Origin of the sequence: Burkholderia sp. 22088, assembly GCF_052045915.1 — a bacterium.
Lineage (GTDB): Bacteria > Pseudomonadota > Gammaproteobacteria > Burkholderiales > Burkholderiaceae > Burkholderia > Burkholderia cepacia.
On sequence record NZ_JBQEPY010000021.1, the window covers coordinates 97,812 to 113,590 of the forward strand.

The following is a 15,779-nucleotide window of genomic DNA, read 5'->3' on the forward strand; positions in this document are numbered from 1 at the left end:
CACGAACGTCGTGTCGGCGCTGCAGCTGCTGGCCGGCGAGATGCGTGGCAGGACGATTGCAGTGGTGGTCCGCGATTCCGGATTGAAGTATTTGTCGAAGAACCGCTGGAGCGGCTGATTGTGCGCGGAAGGGGGCGGCTTCGCGAGTGGCGATAGTCATACCCGGGCGCCACGTTTCGAAACAAAGGGCTATGCGATATTCGCTTAGTCCTTTGTTATATCCAGGGTTTATTTCCTTGCGACGTGTCTGACAACTTGCATTGAGTTTATGGGTAAAGGCTGTTCCTGATACTTGCTTTCAAGTTGTTTGCTTGATATCGGTGAGATTTTTCCAATGATCGGATGGGTAACACTCCGGCTGATCTCGACTCCGTTCCGTGGATTGATTGCCACGATGGGTATGATGTGCAGCTCGAGTGTTTTTGCTGCACGCGGGTTTCGTGACGAATAGAGTTCGGGGGAATGGGTGAATCGATTGTCTACAGGATCGTTCCTGGGTGCGCTTCTGGCGTTTGTTGTGTTGGCCGTCGTGATGGTGGTGCCGGTGCAGGCCGATACTGTGATTCAGAAAGATGCCGCTGCGTTGGATACGAGCGAAAACGCTCAGCCGTTCATCGCACAAGTTGTCGGGTTGGAGTGGCTGAATCCATTGCAGCGACGCGACTATCCGACGGAGTGGCAGATTCTCTGGACAATGGGTCTTGTTCAGCCGAACAAGAACGACGATATGGTTCGGACGATGCCGCAGAAATTTTCGAAGCTCCAGTCAATAGGGGCGCTCGTATACGGTAACCAAGGCACGGAAACGTTCAAGGGCTTCTACCACAAATACGTCAGTAAGCTTCTTGGCCTGTTCGGCGATCGCTATGTGATGAACGCCAAGTATTTCTACACGGTCAAGTCCAAAAATAAGGATGATTGGCGTGAACTGGCTGGTATCCATGTGGAGTTTGCCGTGCCGGATAGACTGGACGCTGGCGAGGCTCAGGCTTATTTGCAGGAGAGCATTACCCGGGAGTTCAACATCGGTAACAAATACTTCCAGGATCTCTGGAGCCGTGACACCCCGCCCGACGTCCACGTCAACCAAGGCGGCGCAAACGCCGGATTCACATCGCTGAACCGCGCACTGGATTACCTGCAGGCGAACCCGGACAAGAGCGCGTGGGTGATGAACTGGGACGCCCCGAGCTTCCCGCCGAAGGACGCGCAGATCAACGAGAACATGGTGGTGCTGTTCCTCGTCGGGCCGAACTTCAAGACGGAGCGCGAACCGCTGGCCTGGATCGGCCGCGCGGCGACGGGCAACGTCAAGGACTACGAGGCGAAGGCCGGCACCACGCGCACGGTGCAGGCGTGGAAGGCCACGATCGACGGCGCGGCGCGCAACGCGGGCGTGCCGGTGCCGTCGCTGAACTTCGTGGTGCATGACGCGGGCCGGGGCGGCGAGGCGGCGTCGGAGCGGATCGGCGCGTTGTCGCAGACGCTGACGGAAGTGTTGCCGGACTACAACTTCAGCAAGCAGACGTTCAATACGCCGGCGCTGCTGGGCCCGATGGGAGCGGGTACGGCGCTGACGGACGTGGTGCTGGCGATCGGCCGGGCGAATCATCTTGGCGAGAAGGTGCTGGTGGCGGGGACGACGGATGCGCAGCACCCGACAGCGGTGGTGGTGTTGCCACCGTCGAAAGTCGTGCCGATCGATGCGGACAAGGACTGGTTCCGCGCGCGTGGCGAGAACAATGCGTACCTTCCGTGGTGGGGCCGTCGTCACGACACCAGCTATGGCATGCAGGGCTACTCCTACTGACCGGATAACCGATCATGCGAGGAATCATTCGAGTGGGCGACGTCCACAGTCACGGCGGTTATGTCGAGACGGGCGCGTCGAACAGCGATGTCATGGGGCGTGCGCCCGCACGTGTCGGTGACCGCTGCACGTGCCCGTTACATGGGCCGTGCGTCGTCGTCGAGGGCGACGGGCAGTTCGATATCGAGGGGGCGCATGCGGCGTTCGAAGGTCACAAGACCTCATGTGGTGCCGTTCTGATTTCATCGTTGCCGACTTCGGCGCGCTCGTGATTCGAACGACCGGGACGGCCGAGTCGAGGTGACAGCGGGTTCGGCCCGGTTACCCGCCACGCTGTCCAGCGAAGGGCTGCGCGATGCATGGCGCAGCCCTTCGTCATTCCCGCGCGGCCCTTCAGTTGGCCGGCTGAGCGGCCGTCCCCGCACTCATCTGCACCACATGCGCGGCGCGCAGCGTATCGCCAAACATCTTTCCCATCGCCGCACCGCACTTTTTCGCGAAGCTGTCCGAATCGAGACATGTCTCCCCATCGGCGCGCGCCTTGTAGATCGGTTTGATCGTGTAGCGGGTACCGCCCGGCTTGTCGCCGGTCGCCGGGACGAGGGTTGTCGTCACATTCGATACCTCCATTTGCCACGTCGCGCTGATGGGCGTGCCGTTACGCGTGGTCCCGGACTCCGTGAACAGGCGGATCGTATGACTCGGCCTCATGGCCCGCAGTGCCGCTGGTACCGGATTCACGAACTTCATCTCGTCCAGCTCGACGATTCTCGTCGGCACACCGGCCAGTGCAGCCTGGATGCCTTCACCCAGTCCGGCGAGATACGCGTGCCCTTCGCTGCCGTACTCGGGCCTGTCGAATGCCTTGCCGTCCACGACGACCAGGATCGCGGTCGCTTCTGTCGGCGCGATGCCCGCGGTGTTTTCGCCGATGAGATCAGGCGTGGCGACGCAGCCGCTTACGAGCGTTGCAACCACGCATGTCGTCAATCCACGCAGTGTTTTCATCGTTTCAGCGCCGGCCAGTGGGGAGGGTGTCTTGTCGACTTGGGGCAATACAGCCGAGTGCAACCTGATCGCGCGATTGTGTTGGATGGTGTGCGGTTTGACAACGTGTCGTTCACGCGTTGTCGGAACGTAACCTTGTTAAGCGTGCCGCAAGCAGACGCCCCTCACATCTGCCTGAACAACCCCGCATACGCACGACTGACGGGCAGCATTTCCCGCTGCCCATGCACGCGAATCCGCAATCTCCCGAGCAAGTCGCGCTCGATGCGATCGATCGCTGCATACGCAACGATCACGCCGCGATGCACCTGCGCGAACCGCTCCGGATCGAGCCGCTGCATCAGCTCCTTCAGCGGCGTGCGAATCACGAGCCGTTCGCCGGCCGTGACGACTTCCGTGTATTTCTCCGACGCCTGGAAATACAGCACATCGTCGACCGATACGAGCCGCGTTGCATCCTTCACGCCTACCGTCAGCCAGCGGATCGGCACCGCTTCTCTTGCTTGTGCCGCCTGCGCAAGCGCATCGGCCTGCGCAGGCGCCGGCCCGCCGCGCTGAAGCTTCGCGATACACCGCAGCAGCCGCTCGTCCGTCACCGGCTTCAACAGGTAGTCGACGGCTGCGCGATCGAACGCATCGACCGCATATTCGTCGTAGGCCGTGACGAACACGACATGCACGTCCGGCGCCAGCGCGGCGAGCTTCAACCCGTCGATGCCGGGCATCCTGATGTCGAGAAACGCGATGTCCGGGCGTGGCGACGCATTCAGCGCGGCCAGCGTTTCAATGCCGTTGCGCGGCATCGCAACGATTTCCAGTTCGGGCCAGAGCTGCCCCAGCCGCTGCGCGAGCGAGGCGGACAGGTTCGGTTCGTCGTCGGCGATGAGGGCGGTCGGCATGTCAGTCGATCGGAATCAGCAGGGTAGCGGTGACGCCATGCGCGGCGGCGGCGTTCGTTTCGATGCAGACGCGGCCGCGCTCACCGTGCAGCGTCCGGATGCGCGCTGCGACGTTGGCGAGCCCGACGCCGCCATGCAGGCGCGTGTCGCTTTTGCCGAGGCCGACGCCCGTATCGATCACGTTGAGTTCGAGCCTGTCTCCACGCATCCTGCCGCGAATCACGATCACGCCGCCGTCGATGGACGGCTCGATCCCGTGCAGCAGTGCATTCTCGACGAGCGGTTGCAGCAGCAGCGGCGAGAACGGCAGCGCGTGCAGGTCCGCCGGCACGTCGATCGTATAAGAAAGCCGCTCGCCGAGCCGGATCGATGCGATCTTCAGCAGTGCTTCAACGAGTTCGAGTTCCTCGCCGAGCGTGGACGTCGCATCGCGCGTGCGCCGCAGGCTCGCGCGCAGGTAGCGGTTCAGGCTGTCGAGCATCGTCGATGCGCGGGCCGGGTCGCGCTCGATCAGGCTCTGCACGTTCGCGAGCGTATTGAACAGGAAGTGCGGCTCGATCTGCGCCTGCAGCAGTGCCAGGCGCGCGGCGGTCTCGGCCTGGCGCGCTTCGGCGGCTTCGCGGCGCTCGGTCTCGAGCGTCGCACGCATGCGCATCGATTGCAGGAACAACGATACGCACACGAACAGGATCGCCGAGATGAGCAACGACGGCCCGTAGTTGTCCCACGTTCCGAGGCGGGCGCGCCCGAACACGTGCGGCACGTTCCCGCGGACGATCGCTGCCGATATCTCGAAACCGATGAGCACGCTGGCCGGTGCAATCACGACGGTCTTCAGCGCGAGCCCGGGCTTGCGCGGCAGCAGCCGGTCGGCGGCGTGGCTGAACAGCAGCGCGCAGAAGCCGATCGTGTTGGCGACGACGAGGTAGGGCAGCAGCGGTTCGTTGAAATGGATCGCCCAGAAACCGAGACCGACGACCGAGTTGAAGCACGCGAAGGCGAGCAGCGCGAACGGGTCGCGGAGCAGCCGCGGCGGGGCGCCGGCGGGTGGCTGCGGAATCGGCGACGGGTCGGACGTGGCTCGCATGGTGTCGGGTGAAGGTGGGCGCGCGATGCGCCGATGGCCTGACCTTACTGCCGGACGGGCCGATAACGCGCGCGTTGCGACGAACGGCGCGCGGCTTCGACGAAGCGCGTCGGCTGCCGACGGTTGGCCGGTTTCCGCCACGAGTGTAGTGGAAGGCGCTGCGGAAGGACACGGAGTGTTGCCGGTTGCGCGTCGAGCACGAAGCGCCGGCCGGCGGGGGAGGGCGGACCATTCAGCTCGGACGTCGCCGGCGGCCGGATTCGGTGGCGCGTCATTCGTCCCGATTCGCCGGACGATCATCGCCGCGACGCGCAACTCGTCCGCAAATTCCGGCCGCCCGTCGCAAGTTGTGCCGTCTGCCTGAGCGGCGCAGTACGGTGTTGCCGTGTCCACTCCGACCAGGCGACTCCGACCATGTCCGCGCTCCTTCACCTGAAGCCTTACGTGTACGTAATGTTCTGCGTGCTGCTCTACATCGGCATCAAGCGCTGTTTCCCGCGCGAGGTGCCGGCGGCCCGACCGCTGATCTCGCCGGTGGCGTTCGGGATGCTCGGCATCGTCAGCCTGAACGGGCTCTTTCCGCATGCCGGCATCGACGCGAACGCGATTGCGCTGGCGGCCGTCCTGGGCGGCGCGTCGCTGGGCTGGCTGCACGCGAGCCGGTGGCGGCTCGAGTACCGTCCGGCGTCGTCGGGCCTGCGCGTGCGCCTGCCTGGCGACGCCAGCCTGCTCGTCACGCTGATGCTGACGTTCGTCGCCGAAACTGGCATCCATTACGCGGTCGCCGTGCACGCGCCGTGGGCGGCGACGAGCGGCTTCGTGATGCTGTCGTTCGCGGTATGGGGCGTGCTCGTCGGGATGACGCTCGGGCGCGCGGTGAACGTGGTCGCGCGCTGCATGCGCCATGCGAGCGGATCGGCAAGCGGCGGGTTCCCGTATTCGGCCGACCCGCGATGAAGGGCGCGAAACAACCGGCGAGCAGGCAACCGCCGGCCATGCATGCGATGCGATCCGTCTTCGTCAATGGGATCGGCATCGAATCGAAGCGCCATGTAACGCACGCTGTCTTGCGCCCCGCTTTCCTGTCATGGTCGCGTCATGGTGCGCCCATAACGTTGCACGTTCCCGTCGCGGCGGCATCGCCGGAGCCGGGACGTGCGCAACCCGCTCGCGACGACGTGCCCGCGTCGCAGGCAGGCCTGCCGGGATCTCGCTCCCGGCGGCGCGGCAGTCATGCCACGCGCCATTACATTCGAAGATACGATCGACGCCGGTTCGAACCGGATCGCGGACGATCAGGAGACAGGGACCATGCTGAGCCCGCATGAATTCTCGATGCTGTTGCGCGTTGCACGTGCGCCGGACAGCGTCGATCCGTCGAATCCGGCCTTCGCCGTGCTGGTCGAGAAGCGGCTGGTCGACGATACGCAGATGCGCATGAACGCCGTGGCCGCGCGCCCGGCGCTGACACCGGTCGGCCAGATGCTGCTGGCGCGCTTCGACGAAGCGGCTTGAGAAAAAGCGTCACGCGTTCGTCGACACGAAGCGCGTGACGCGTCGAGGCTGTGCCGTTTATTGCGCGACCGGCACGGTCACATCGCTGCCGAACCAGTGCATCGAGATCTTCTTCAGCGTGCCGTCCTTGTGCAGCGAGTCGAGCGCGTCGTTGATCGCCTTCTCGAACTTCGGGTTGCCCTTGCGAAACGGGATCGCCATTTCCTGCTTGCCGCCGTTCAGCACTGCGCCCGCGCGCAGCGGCAGGTTCGACGTCTTGATCATGTACGGCAGCATCAGGCGGTCGTCGAGCGTCGCCTCGATCCGGCCGGCGGCGAGGTCGCGCAGCTTCTCCGGCGCGCCCGGATACGTCTGCACCTCGATGCCCGGCACGGTGCGCGCCATCTGGTCGTAGTTGGTGCCGAGCGTCACGCCGAGCTTCTTGCCCTTGAAATCGTCGAGCGACTTGAAGTTGCGCGTGTCGTCCTTGCGCTGGATCAGCTGAGCGGCCGAGTACGTGTACGGCTCGCTGAAGTCGAGCGCTTCCTTGCGCTGCGGCGTGATCGTGACCTGGTTGACGATCACGTCGAACTTGCCGGCCTGAAGGCCGGCGATGATGCCGCTCCATTCGGTCGGGATGAACTGCGTCTTCACGCCGAGCTTGCCGGCGACCGCGTTCGCGACGTCGACGTCGAAACCCTCGAGCTGGCCGGACGTGCCGCGCGAGTTGAACGGCGGGTACGTGCCCTCGAGGCCGACGCGCAGCACGCCGGCTTTCTTGACCGAGTCGAGCAGGTCGTCGGCATGCGCGGCGACGGCCGTGAAGCCGAGGGCCGACGCGAGCAGCAGGCCCGACAGCAGGAACTTCGAACGTTTCATCGCAGATCTCCAGAGGTCAGTGTCGTGTGTGGTGAGCGCCGGGTATCGGTCGAACCCGGGGGCGGCCGGAATACGGGCATGTAGACACTACTCGCAACCGCGCCGCGCCGGAAGTCGAATTGGCCCTGATTGAGATCGATTTCAGCAGGGCGGGGGCGGCCGGCCGCGTGACTGGCGTGTGGGAGGTGCCGTACAAGGCGTGGGGAGTCGCGCAAGAAGCTGTTGCGCGGGTATCGCGAGTGACGTGCGAAATCACTCGAAATTCATTGCGATTTCAGGGTCAGCAAATTGATGATGAAAGTGGATTGCACGGAGTTGGACGCCTGGACGCGGATTGGCTGGCCTGCTGCAAGCCGTTCGTTGATCGTCGACCGGTTCAGCGTCCCGGGCACCAGTTGCTTGATCAGTGCCGGGTCCAAGGTTCAAGCCATCGTGCCCGGTTCAATCGTCACTTCCTCCTTGCGTTTGCGTGGCATAACAGTGGTTCCTTGGCTCTCGGTTTATGCCTCACACAAAAGATCGGATAAGCTGCGCCCCGGCAAAAAAATGGTGGCAGGTTTCGCCCCTCGCTTCATTAGCATAATCACGATCTTTTGCGGTATCGTGCGCGAGCGCTGATGTCCGATTCCGTGATGCCGACGAACTACGTACGTGCTTTGCGGCGCTCACACGAATCTACCGACGATATCGCACGTGCATGTCACGACGCCGTGCCATCCGCACCGCCAAACGTCACTCCCACCCCCTACAACCCATGCTCGCAACAACCGACCTGACGACCGTAGTCAGCCTGAAGCAGATCCTCGAAACGCCCGGCGACTTCTCTGGCTGGCTCTATCTACCGCCGAAGCCGTGGATGCTCGATACAGAGGGCGCATTCTCGGCAGACGCGCAACATGCCGAAGACGATGCATCGTCCTCGATCGCGCTGCAACCCGGCTGGAGCGTCACGCTGAATAGTGCGACGATCGAAGATATCGTGATCAACGCCCACGACCAAATCGACGAACCGAGCGTTTCGCAGTTGCTCGACGCATTCGTCTTTTACGTAGAGAACGATGAATTCATCCTGTTCTGACGACGTGGTTTGCCACACGTCATCATGAAATCCTGGCGGGACATCCTGATTGCAGCCGATCCGCTCGTTCGATTTCTCGAGGAGGATGCATTTTTGGCACCGTCTATCTCGGCAATCCCGCGGCGCATTACGTTGTCCGGGATGCGAAGGTCACAAGTCGTTTAGCGACCGATGACTCCATCGACGATTTCGGTGAATTCATGTGTCGGCATGCGGCTGACAGAGAGACGCGAGACCGGTATCGTTCGCAAGCGATTCGACAAGGCGCCATGTCGCCGGGAGGCACGATGCACGATCGGGATCTGAAGCAGTTCATCGTCGAAATTCGCGACACGGTGGGCGTGCACGCAAGCATCGGCGCACCTGCGCCCGATCATGCAATGCACACGAGCGCCTTCTCCGTGAGCGATGAAATTGCTGCATGGTTCAGCGCACTCGACGATGTCGATCTGTCGATTCCCTGGACCGCTGACGACCTCCTGTTGTACGGCAACCAGGCGAGTTTCGCGATCGGCCAGACGGGCTATCGTGTCGACGCATCTGGCCGGCGTCTGTCCGGATGGCACGACGACTGGATCGTGCTGGGTCAGATGGGCGGCGATCCCGTTATCGTAGTCCCGGAAGGCGATGTGCTGTTCGACCGCCACGGCGCGGGCTCCTGGGCACCATTGCGCGTTGCGTCATCCCTCACGCACTTCGCCCACGCGCTGTGTATCTGGTGCGAGCTGTACGTCGGAAAGTACGCACGCGACATCGTCGACGACACGTATGAAATCCGCCCGGCATTCCTTGCTGAAGTCCGGTCGCGGATAGGCGAGGCGCTGCCCGATGCGGAAGCGCTGGTGTTCCTGGAGATGGTCGGCGGGTGAGTGCGGGCGAGCAGTCTCAAGCAATGCGCAGGCCAATACGCTGGCAGCCCCGGGTGACACGAGTGATTGACTGAAACACGGTCTTACGTACGGCGAGAACGAAATGCTTGACCCCGACCAGGATGACGACCTGATCCACGTCTACGCAGGTAGCTCCGGAGATGCACCGGTTCATGAAGAACTTCCCGCGCGTCAGGTCGAGCCGGGCATCTACGAATTGCTGGCATCGCCTGGCCTGGCGCTGAATCTCGCGAAAGGCGATCTTGTCCGCATGGATGACCCCGATCGTCCTGCCACGGTACTGAAGCGCGGCGGAAACTACTGCATCCAGATCTATGGCGACGCGATTCCGGATCGCGACATCAACCGGCTTGCGGATGAGGTCGAATCCGAACTGGGCGGTACGCTCGATGGTCGTTACGGCGGCTCGCTCGCGTTATCGGTGCCGTCCGGTGCGGGAGGCGAGCGAATCCGTGCCGTCTTCGACGGCTTCACGGCAAGAACCGGCCTTGCCTGGTACTACGCGAACATCTACCGGAACTTCGAGGATCCGAACGACGAAACGCTGCTCGACTGGTGGCTCGAGTCGTGACGGTGCAAAATCGAACCCGTGTATGTCGGGGATACCGACAGGAAGATCAACCGATGCCCCCCACGCCGACCATCGGCACGACCGTGGCCGAAATCGAAGCGGCCGAAGCATTGCTCGGCCGCGCGTTGCCGCGTTCGTTCGCCGCATGGCTGCTTCTCAACAACGGCCGGTCGCTCGGCGGACTGCCCGTGTTTCCTGTCTTCGATGCGCGCAATCCGCGCAGGACGTGGAATTCGATCGTGCGGCGCTACGACGAAGGCTGGCGCGCGTGGCGAGACAATTTCGACCATACGGATGCCGATTTCTCGCACTTGTTGCCGTTTGCCGAGTTCGGGACAGGTGACTACTACTGCTTCGACTACGACCGGACAGCGGCATCGTGCGAGCCGGTCGTCGTCCTTTGGTCGCACGAGACGGGCGAGACGACGCCGGTATCCGACAGTTTCACGGCTTTTCTGTCGATGCGGGGCGCCATGGAGGGGGCGGGAAATGAACCTGACGAATGATCCGGCCGAGTGGCGTGAGCGCCAGGAGGCCGTGTGTGCGCGATACGCTCTGCGCGCTGCCGAACCCGAGCACAAGGTTGCGGTCGCGATATCGACGCTCGGGCGGATGCCTGTCTATGGCACGCGCATCGCGCTGTCGGAAGGCGATGACATCGGCTGGTTTTTCCACTGCGGCGAATATTCGGACGCGCCCGATTTCTACCAGCCGCTGCACGCCGCACATCTGCCCACCTACCTGCCGCTCGTCTTGCCCTATTTGATGCTGCCGCCCGGCGCGCGTTTCATCATCGACGACGCCGGCTACGAAGACGTCTGGATGGATTTGCCCGGCAACGAGGCGTCGCGATGAGTGCGCGGCAGACCTTTCGCAAGGCGCTGATGCTGCTCGATCATGGCATGACGGATCGAGGCGAAGCCGTGCTGCATCTTGCGCTGACCGAGGCCGAGCAGGAGGGCGATCGCATAGCACTCGCCCAGTCGCTCGTCGCGCTGGGCGATCTGATGTGCGAGACGTCACGCAGTGGATCGGCGCGTCCGTTCCTGGAGCGGGCGCTTGCGCCGGCACGAGACCTTGATGCCGGGTTGCTGGCGTGCGAGCGTGACAGGGCCGAACGATTGCTGGCGCGTATCGAATGCGAGCGCATCGGATTGCAGATTCGCGGCCCTGAAGATTTCAAGAACAGGACGTTCACGCTTGCCGACTTCATCGCGGTTGTGCGAGCGAAGGCCGAACGGCCGGCGGGCTACGATCCGGCGTGGCAATACGATGTGTACGGAAATGACGGCGATGCAGACTGGTGTCCGCGGCAGACGATCTATATCGCCGACAAGGTACAGGTCGACGACGACGATCGCGAGCGCTACCCCGAACGTGTCACTGAGCTCGGTTACGTATTCCGCTACTCGTGCGAGCACTTCCAGGACGTCGTCGATCTGGCCTGTCGTCAGAAACCGGGCGCGTCGATCGACGACCTCGTCCGCTGTCTCAACCACTTCGATCGCCACGACGACTTCCTCGATCTGGATTCGAACGGCGAGTAGCCGCGAGCACGACGAATGGGACGTCGCAACAAAAAAGGACCGCCGGGGCGGTCCTTTCTCATCGTGAAGCGAGGCCGAGAAACCTCCGCCCCTCAAGGCAGCGAAATCGTCAAATTGGCCGATTCCGGCCCGACCTTGATGACCTGCGAATAAGGCGCCAACGCCTGCAGCGTCTTGTCCTTCAGATACGTATTGAGCCCGAGATACCCGAGCAGCGCCACCAGCGCAAAAACCGCCCCGATCGCCCAAACCGGCACTTCGCGTTTGAGTCGATGCGCGATCTGATCCGGCAACGGCCAATGCGGCGCGAACGGCGCCCGCTTGCCCTTCATATGCGCGATCTCGTCCCCCAGCCGCGCGGTGAGGTAAGCCAGCTTCTCCGGCCCTTCGAGCAGATACTTGCCCTGGAACCCGAGCAGCAGGCACATATGAAACACCTCGAGCGACTGCAGCCGCGCCGCACCCTGCGCGCGACCTTCCTCGAGATACTGGAAGAACTTCTCCCCCGCGAGCTGCTCGCCGAACAGCACGAGCTGCAGCGGCCGGCGTTCCCAGTCCGTGCGGATCTTGAACTGCGACGACAGCATCATCTCGTCGATGGCCGCGCAGAACGCGAACTTCGCGCCGTACACATCCTCGGCCGCGATATTCAGCTTTTTCGCGCCGCGCTCGAAGTCCGACAGGAATTCCTGGATCCGCGTGCTGAACTCGCTCGCGCTATCCGGTTCCCTCCCGTTCTTGAGCAGGAACAGCATGAAGAACCCGTCGTACAGCAGGTCGAGCAGCGAACGGGCCTGGAACGAGGCGTCCGTCGACGCCGGGGTATGCAGGGGAGGCGGCGCGTTGTCGCCGAACAGGGAAGGCGCGTAGCTCATGATGTGACCGCGATCAGTTCGAACTTCAGGTCATTGATGCCAGTCGGCGCGTAGATCATGGCGGACTGGGCCTGCAGCATGCGCTCGTACAGCGCGCCGCGCGAATCGAGCGCGAAGTAGCAGGCGCCGGGGCGCACCGGAATCGCGGGCGGCACCTGCGGCGTGTACGACAGCCGCACGCCGGGCATGGCCGACAGCACGAGCTTGTCGACGTCGTCGGGCGCGCCGACCTTGAAGCGGGCCGGCACCGCATCGACGAGCTCGACGCTCGGCATGTCCGCGGACACCGCGAGGTAGAACTCGGTCTTGTCGTCGATCTTGCCGGAATCGAGGCGGCCGAGGTGGAACGACGGGCGCACCTCGTCGAGCGTGATCGCGAAGTAGCGCGTCGAGATCACGGTGTCGAGCAGCTCGCGCAGCATCAGGTCGAGACGCGCAAAGCTCGGGCCCGGATCGTCGTGGCGATACACCGGCAGATCCGCGAGCGTGTAGCCCTTCGAGAACGTCATCAACTGGCCCGCGAGGCGCAGCAGTTCCTGGAACAGCCGCTCGGGATGCAGCGCCGAGTGTTGGTGCAGGTGCGCGAGCGTCGCGAACGCGGCGTTCGCGGTGTGCAGCAGCCAGAACGACGCGATGTCGCCCGAGCGGAATTCGATGATGTTCTTCGACGGCTCGCGGTGAAAGCCGTACAGCGCGTTCACCTTCGCCTGCAGCGCATCGACGAGCTGGCGCAGCCGCTGGTGCAGGATCGGCGATGCGTCGATCGCGAGGCACGGCGGCACGAAGCTGTCGTCGATCTCGAAACCGGACGTCGCGGTGCGGCGCACGCGTACGAGCGGCACCGACAGCAGCTGGTCGCGCGGTTCGCTGTGCGCGATCAGCTTGACCTGCGTCTTCAGGAACGTGATGTCGGCTTCGGCTGCGTCGGTGAAGTTGTCGCCGACGCTGGTCTGCTCGCTGACGAAACGCGTCATGAAGCCGGCGGCCGGATCGTCGCTGTAGTTGGTGCCATTCTCGCGCAGCGGGTGCAGCGCGAGATAGAACACGAATTCGTTGATGCCGTCAGGCAGCGTGTCCAGCGCGATCGGCGGCGGCAGGTCGTCGGCCTGCGGTGCGGCATACAGCGCGCCGTCCGGGAACACGAGCGCGAGCTCGGCCACCCGCAGCACGTTGCTGCCGAGCGCATCACGGTCGATGCGCACCGAGCGCACGCCCCAGTTGTACGGCTGGATCGCCTGGATCGATTCGAACAGGCGCGCTTCGTGGTACGCGTCCTGTCGCTGAAAGTGTTGAGGCCGGAGGAACAGCCCTTCCCCCCACAGCACCTTGGCCGAATAACTCATGTCAAATCCGGTTAATGTCGCGTTGCGATGTAATCGATTCGTTCGTGCCCGAATTAAATCGCCAATTGTTAACTCTTGTTAATTGACATTCGTGCGTCATGTTTAACCGCAGGAGACCGAAGAAAGCAAATTCAGCGGTTGCGAAGGCGCACCCTGTTGCGGTGCGATGACGGTGCCATCGGTGACCGTCATCGCGCAATTATGCAGGCCGATGATTATGCCGGATTTCTCCGACTTCACCGGGTCGAACGTCAGTTTCCATCGTTGTAGTGCGGGATCGCGGAACAGCGCGACGATGCCGAACGCTTGCGCTTCGCGCGAAACCTTTTCGGTCGCCGTATAGCGCTGGCCCGGAATCAGCGTGATTTCACGCACGTTCAGCAAATCCGCGCCCAGCGCGGCTTTTTCCTTGGTCGGATCCGTAAATGCGTCGAACGGCGCCTGCTGGAACGACGTCGGGTCCTTCAGCGTATAGAGCCGCACGACGAGCGCGAGCGGCTTGTTGTCGGTCGCGGCATTCAGGTTCGGCGCCGCGGCGAGCGTGATGCCGAGGCTGCGCGGCGGCTTCTGCGCGTCGGGCACCTCGGGCTTGCCGATGCCGGCGGCGGACATCACGGCGCTCGCGGCCGAGCCGAGCAGCGGGGCGGCCGCGCATCCGGCCAGAAGGGCGCAGGCAACCAGCGGCAGCGCGTAGCGAATCATCAACGATCTCATCGTATTTCCGGCGTGCTGCCTTTATCCCTGTCAAATCTGCCGGGTATTTCCGCGCTCGTTGCGTATCCCCGGCATTGCACTGTTCAACTATTAAGCACGCCCGCGTCGTGGCGAGCGTCCGGAAATTTTTTCCGCCACCCCGGCGGCGCGTCGTGCAACCAGTAAAACTTGCCCATTCCGGTCGAAAGAAAAATCGCTGCGAGCCCGCGGCGAGCGGCCATTGGAGGGGGTAGCGCCCGGTTTTAAAAGGAATTACTCTTCACACGACGATTGAATTATGAAAAATTGATCGGTACTATACCCGCGCGCTTCTTGCAAAGCAAAAGAACCAGATTCTCAACGATTTAAAACTCACGCGCCGGTGGATATAACGATGAAAGACCGTCTCTTCGCAAAACTGTCTGGGGTAGTAGTGGCTTGCGGCGTGATCGCCGGTTGTGCGAGCCAGCCTCCCGCGCCGCCGACTGCAGAAGTGTTCAACAAGTCGCTGGCCGATGCGGACGCAGTTGCGAAGGCGGGGGACCAGGACAAGGCCCTCGGCCTGTATCAGCAGCTCGCGAAGTCGGATCCGACGCGCGAAGAGCCGTGGTCGCGCATCGCGCAAATCCAGTTCGCACAGAACCACTACGGTCAGGCAATCGTTGCCGCGCAGGAAGCGCTGCAGCGCGACGCGACCGACCGTCAGGCGAAGAGCGTGCTGGCCGTGGCCGGCCTGCGGATCGCGACGCAGTCGCTCGGCGAGCTGCGTCAGGATTCGTCGCTCGCGGGCGACGCGAAGTCCGATGCGCAGGCGCTCGCGAAGCAACTGCGCGACACGCTGGGCGAATCGGCGCTGTTCCCGCCGGAGACGAATCCCCGCGCCAGTGGCCGAACCAAGAAGACCCGCACGGTCGTGCACAAGAAAGTCACGACGCAGGGTGCGGAAACCACCGCTACGGTGCCGCCGACGAACACGTCGTCGGGCGGCGGAGCGCCGAAGGGCGGCGATCCGTTCGGCGCCCTGCGCAACTGACCGTAACTGACGCGATAACCACAACTAACCTGGGAGCCGTCGAGATGGCCAAGAAAGAAAGCATTCAGAAAAGCTTGCAGAAAATACGGCCGCCGCGCGTCCAATTGACCTACGAGGTCGAGAAGGGCGATGCGATCGAGGTGAAGGAACTGCCGTTCGTCGTCGGGGTCGTCGGCGATCTGGCGGGCCAGTCCGAAATCGAGCAGCCGAAGCTGCGCGACCGCAAGTTCGTCAACATCGATCGCGACAATTTCGACGACGTGATGAAGGCGATCGAGCCGCGTGCCGCGTTCCAGGTGGAAAACCGCCTGAGCGAAGGTGGCGGCAAGTTCGCGGTCGACCTGAAGTTCCGTTCGCTGTCGGATTTCAGCCCGGACGAAGTCGTCGAACAGGTCGAGCCGCTGCGCCGCCTGCTCGAGGCGCGCTCGAAGCTCGCCGACCTGCGCAACAAGCTCGCCGGCAACGACAAGCTCGAGGATCTGCTGTCCGAGGTGCTGAAGAACACGCAGCAGCTGCAGGAGCTCGCGAAGGGCACCGGCGGCGACAAAGACGGCGAATGACGACGGAGTGTT

General features: G+C 63.2%; 19 protein-coding genes and 1 pseudogene. 12 read left to right on the plus strand and 8 right to left on the minus strand.

From position 1 onward, the window contains the following. Window positions 1-466 precede the first annotated feature (466 nt). Both ACTJLD_RS33490 and ACTJLD_RS33495 read left to right on the plus strand, forming a co-directional pair. On the plus strand, window positions 467-1,810 hold the full coding sequence (locus tag ACTJLD_RS33490) for a virulence factor (protein ID WP_440660823.1): 1,344 nt from the start codon (window positions 467-469) through the stop codon (window positions 1,808-1,810). Window positions 1,811-1,824: 14 nt separating this feature from the next. Continuing rightward, window positions 1,825-2,082 (plus strand): PAAR domain-containing protein, encoded by a 258-nt coding sequence (locus ACTJLD_RS33495; protein WP_081076294.1) that lies wholly within the window; start codon window positions 1,825-1,827, stop codon window positions 2,080-2,082. 121 nt (window positions 2,083-2,203) lie between these two features. On the opposite strand, the gene ACTJLD_RS33500 is transcribed toward ACTJLD_RS33495, so the two are convergent. From ACTJLD_RS33500 to ACTJLD_RS33510, 3 genes are all read right to left on the minus strand, one after another. Then, window positions 2,204-2,818, minus strand: coding sequence for a hypothetical protein (locus ACTJLD_RS33500; protein ID WP_124536112.1), 615 nt, complete (start codon window positions 2,816-2,818; stop codon window positions 2,204-2,206). 164 nt (window positions 2,819-2,982) lie between these two features. Next, window positions 2,983-3,717, minus strand: coding sequence for a LytR/AlgR family response regulator transcription factor (locus ACTJLD_RS33505; protein WP_060082852.1), 735 nt, complete (start codon window positions 3,715-3,717; stop codon window positions 2,983-2,985). 1 nt (window position 3,718) lies between these two features. Continuing rightward, window positions 3,719-4,804: a sensor histidine kinase gene (locus ACTJLD_RS33510; RefSeq protein ID WP_440660826.1), complete on the minus strand. Its 1,086-nt coding sequence runs from the start codon at window positions 4,802-4,804 to the stop codon at window positions 3,719-3,721. Window positions 4,805-5,218: 414 nt separating this feature from the next. Here ACTJLD_RS33510 and ACTJLD_RS33515 point away from each other — a divergent pair, with 414 nt between their 5' ends. Both ACTJLD_RS33515 and ACTJLD_RS33520 read left to right on the plus strand, forming a co-directional pair. After that, window positions 5,219-5,761: a hypothetical protein gene (locus tag ACTJLD_RS33515; RefSeq protein ID WP_440660828.1), complete on the plus strand. Its 543-nt coding sequence runs from the start codon at window positions 5,219-5,221 to the stop codon at window positions 5,759-5,761. Window positions 5,762-6,115: 354 nt separating this feature from the next. Further along, window positions 6,116-6,319 (plus strand): hypothetical protein, encoded by a 204-nt coding sequence (locus ACTJLD_RS33520; protein WP_027788527.1) that lies wholly within the window; start codon window positions 6,116-6,118, stop codon window positions 6,317-6,319. Between the two features lie 57 nt (window positions 6,320-6,376). On the opposite strand, the gene ACTJLD_RS33525 is transcribed toward ACTJLD_RS33520, so the two are convergent. Further along, on the minus strand, window positions 6,377-7,177 hold the full coding sequence (locus tag ACTJLD_RS33525) for a transporter substrate-binding domain-containing protein (protein WP_021161832.1): 801 nt from the start codon (window positions 7,175-7,177) through the stop codon (window positions 6,377-6,379). A 344-nt stretch (window positions 7,178-7,521) separates the two neighbouring features. Continuing rightward, window positions 7,522-7,653: pseudogene (locus ACTJLD_RS33530) on the minus strand (IS256 family transposase); the annotation flags it as partial. Between the two features lie 278 nt (window positions 7,654-7,931). Here ACTJLD_RS33530 and ACTJLD_RS33535 point away from each other — a divergent pair. The 6 genes from ACTJLD_RS33535 to ACTJLD_RS33560 all read left to right on the plus strand — a co-directional run bounded on the left by ACTJLD_RS33535 (window position 7,932) and on the right by ACTJLD_RS33560 (window position 11,263). Beyond that, window positions 7,932-8,255 (plus strand): DUF7716 domain-containing protein, encoded by a 324-nt coding sequence (locus tag ACTJLD_RS33535; protein WP_091924951.1) that lies wholly within the window; start codon window positions 7,932-7,934, stop codon window positions 8,253-8,255. Window positions 8,256-8,524: 269 nt separating this feature from the next. Beyond that, a complete protein-coding gene (locus ACTJLD_RS33540; protein WP_440660844.1) occupies window positions 8,525-9,124 on the plus strand; it encodes a hypothetical protein in 600 nt (199 codons plus the stop codon). 103 nt (window positions 9,125-9,227) lie between these two features. After that, complete coding sequence (locus tag ACTJLD_RS33545) at window positions 9,228-9,716, plus strand: DUF4265 domain-containing protein (RefSeq protein WP_440660846.1); 489 nt, start codon at window positions 9,228-9,230, stop codon at window positions 9,714-9,716. Continuing rightward, window positions 9,713-10,222 (plus strand): SMI1/KNR4 family protein, encoded by a 510-nt coding sequence (locus ACTJLD_RS33550; protein WP_440660848.1) that lies wholly within the window; start codon window positions 9,713-9,715, stop codon window positions 10,220-10,222. Before ACTJLD_RS33545 ends, ACTJLD_RS33550 begins: the two co-directional genes overlap by 4 nt. Next, window positions 10,206-10,571, plus strand: coding sequence for an immunity protein Imm33 domain-containing protein (locus tag ACTJLD_RS33555; RefSeq protein WP_060082856.1), 366 nt, complete (start codon window positions 10,206-10,208; stop codon window positions 10,569-10,571). The genes ACTJLD_RS33550 and ACTJLD_RS33555 overlap by 17 nt, the downstream gene beginning before the upstream one ends. After that, entirely contained in the window at window positions 10,568-11,263 is a 696-nt protein-coding gene (locus tag ACTJLD_RS33560; RefSeq protein ID WP_440660850.1) for a DUF7716 domain-containing protein, read from the plus strand. The genes ACTJLD_RS33555 and ACTJLD_RS33560 overlap by 4 nt, the downstream gene beginning before the upstream one ends. 92 nt (window positions 11,264-11,355) lie before the next feature. Here the strand turns inward: ACTJLD_RS33560 and icmH are convergent, their stop codons facing one another. The 3 genes from icmH to tssJ form a co-directional block, all read right to left on the minus strand. After that, window positions 11,356-12,138 carry a type IVB secretion system protein IcmH/DotU gene (gene icmH, locus ACTJLD_RS33565; protein ID WP_440660852.1) on the minus strand — a complete coding sequence of 261 codons (783 nt, stop codon included), beginning with the start codon at window positions 12,136-12,138 and terminating at the stop codon, window positions 11,356-11,358. Further along, window positions 12,135-13,481, minus strand: a complete 1,347-nt coding sequence (gene tssK, locus ACTJLD_RS33570) for a type VI secretion system baseplate subunit TssK (protein WP_011350756.1) — start codon at window positions 13,479-13,481, stop codon at window positions 12,135-12,137. Before tssK ends, icmH begins: the two co-directional genes overlap by 4 nt. A gap of 102 nt (window positions 13,482-13,583) precedes the next feature. Further along, entirely contained in the window at window positions 13,584-14,195 is a 612-nt protein-coding gene (gene tssJ, locus ACTJLD_RS33575) for a type VI secretion system lipoprotein TssJ (RefSeq protein WP_027788516.1), read from the minus strand. 373 nt (window positions 14,196-14,568) lie between these two features. On the opposite strand from tssJ, the gene ACTJLD_RS33580 reads away from it, so the two are divergent. Both ACTJLD_RS33580 and tssB read left to right on the plus strand, forming a co-directional pair. Next, complete coding sequence (locus ACTJLD_RS33580) at window positions 14,569-15,207, plus strand: tetratricopeptide repeat protein (protein WP_060194599.1); 639 nt, start codon at window positions 14,569-14,571, stop codon at window positions 15,205-15,207. Window positions 15,208-15,251: 44 nt separating this feature from the next. Continuing rightward, window positions 15,252-15,767, plus strand: coding sequence for a type VI secretion system contractile sheath small subunit (gene tssB / locus ACTJLD_RS33585; RefSeq protein WP_027788514.1), 516 nt, complete (start codon window positions 15,252-15,254; stop codon window positions 15,765-15,767). Window positions 15,768-15,779 lie beyond the last annotated feature (12 nt).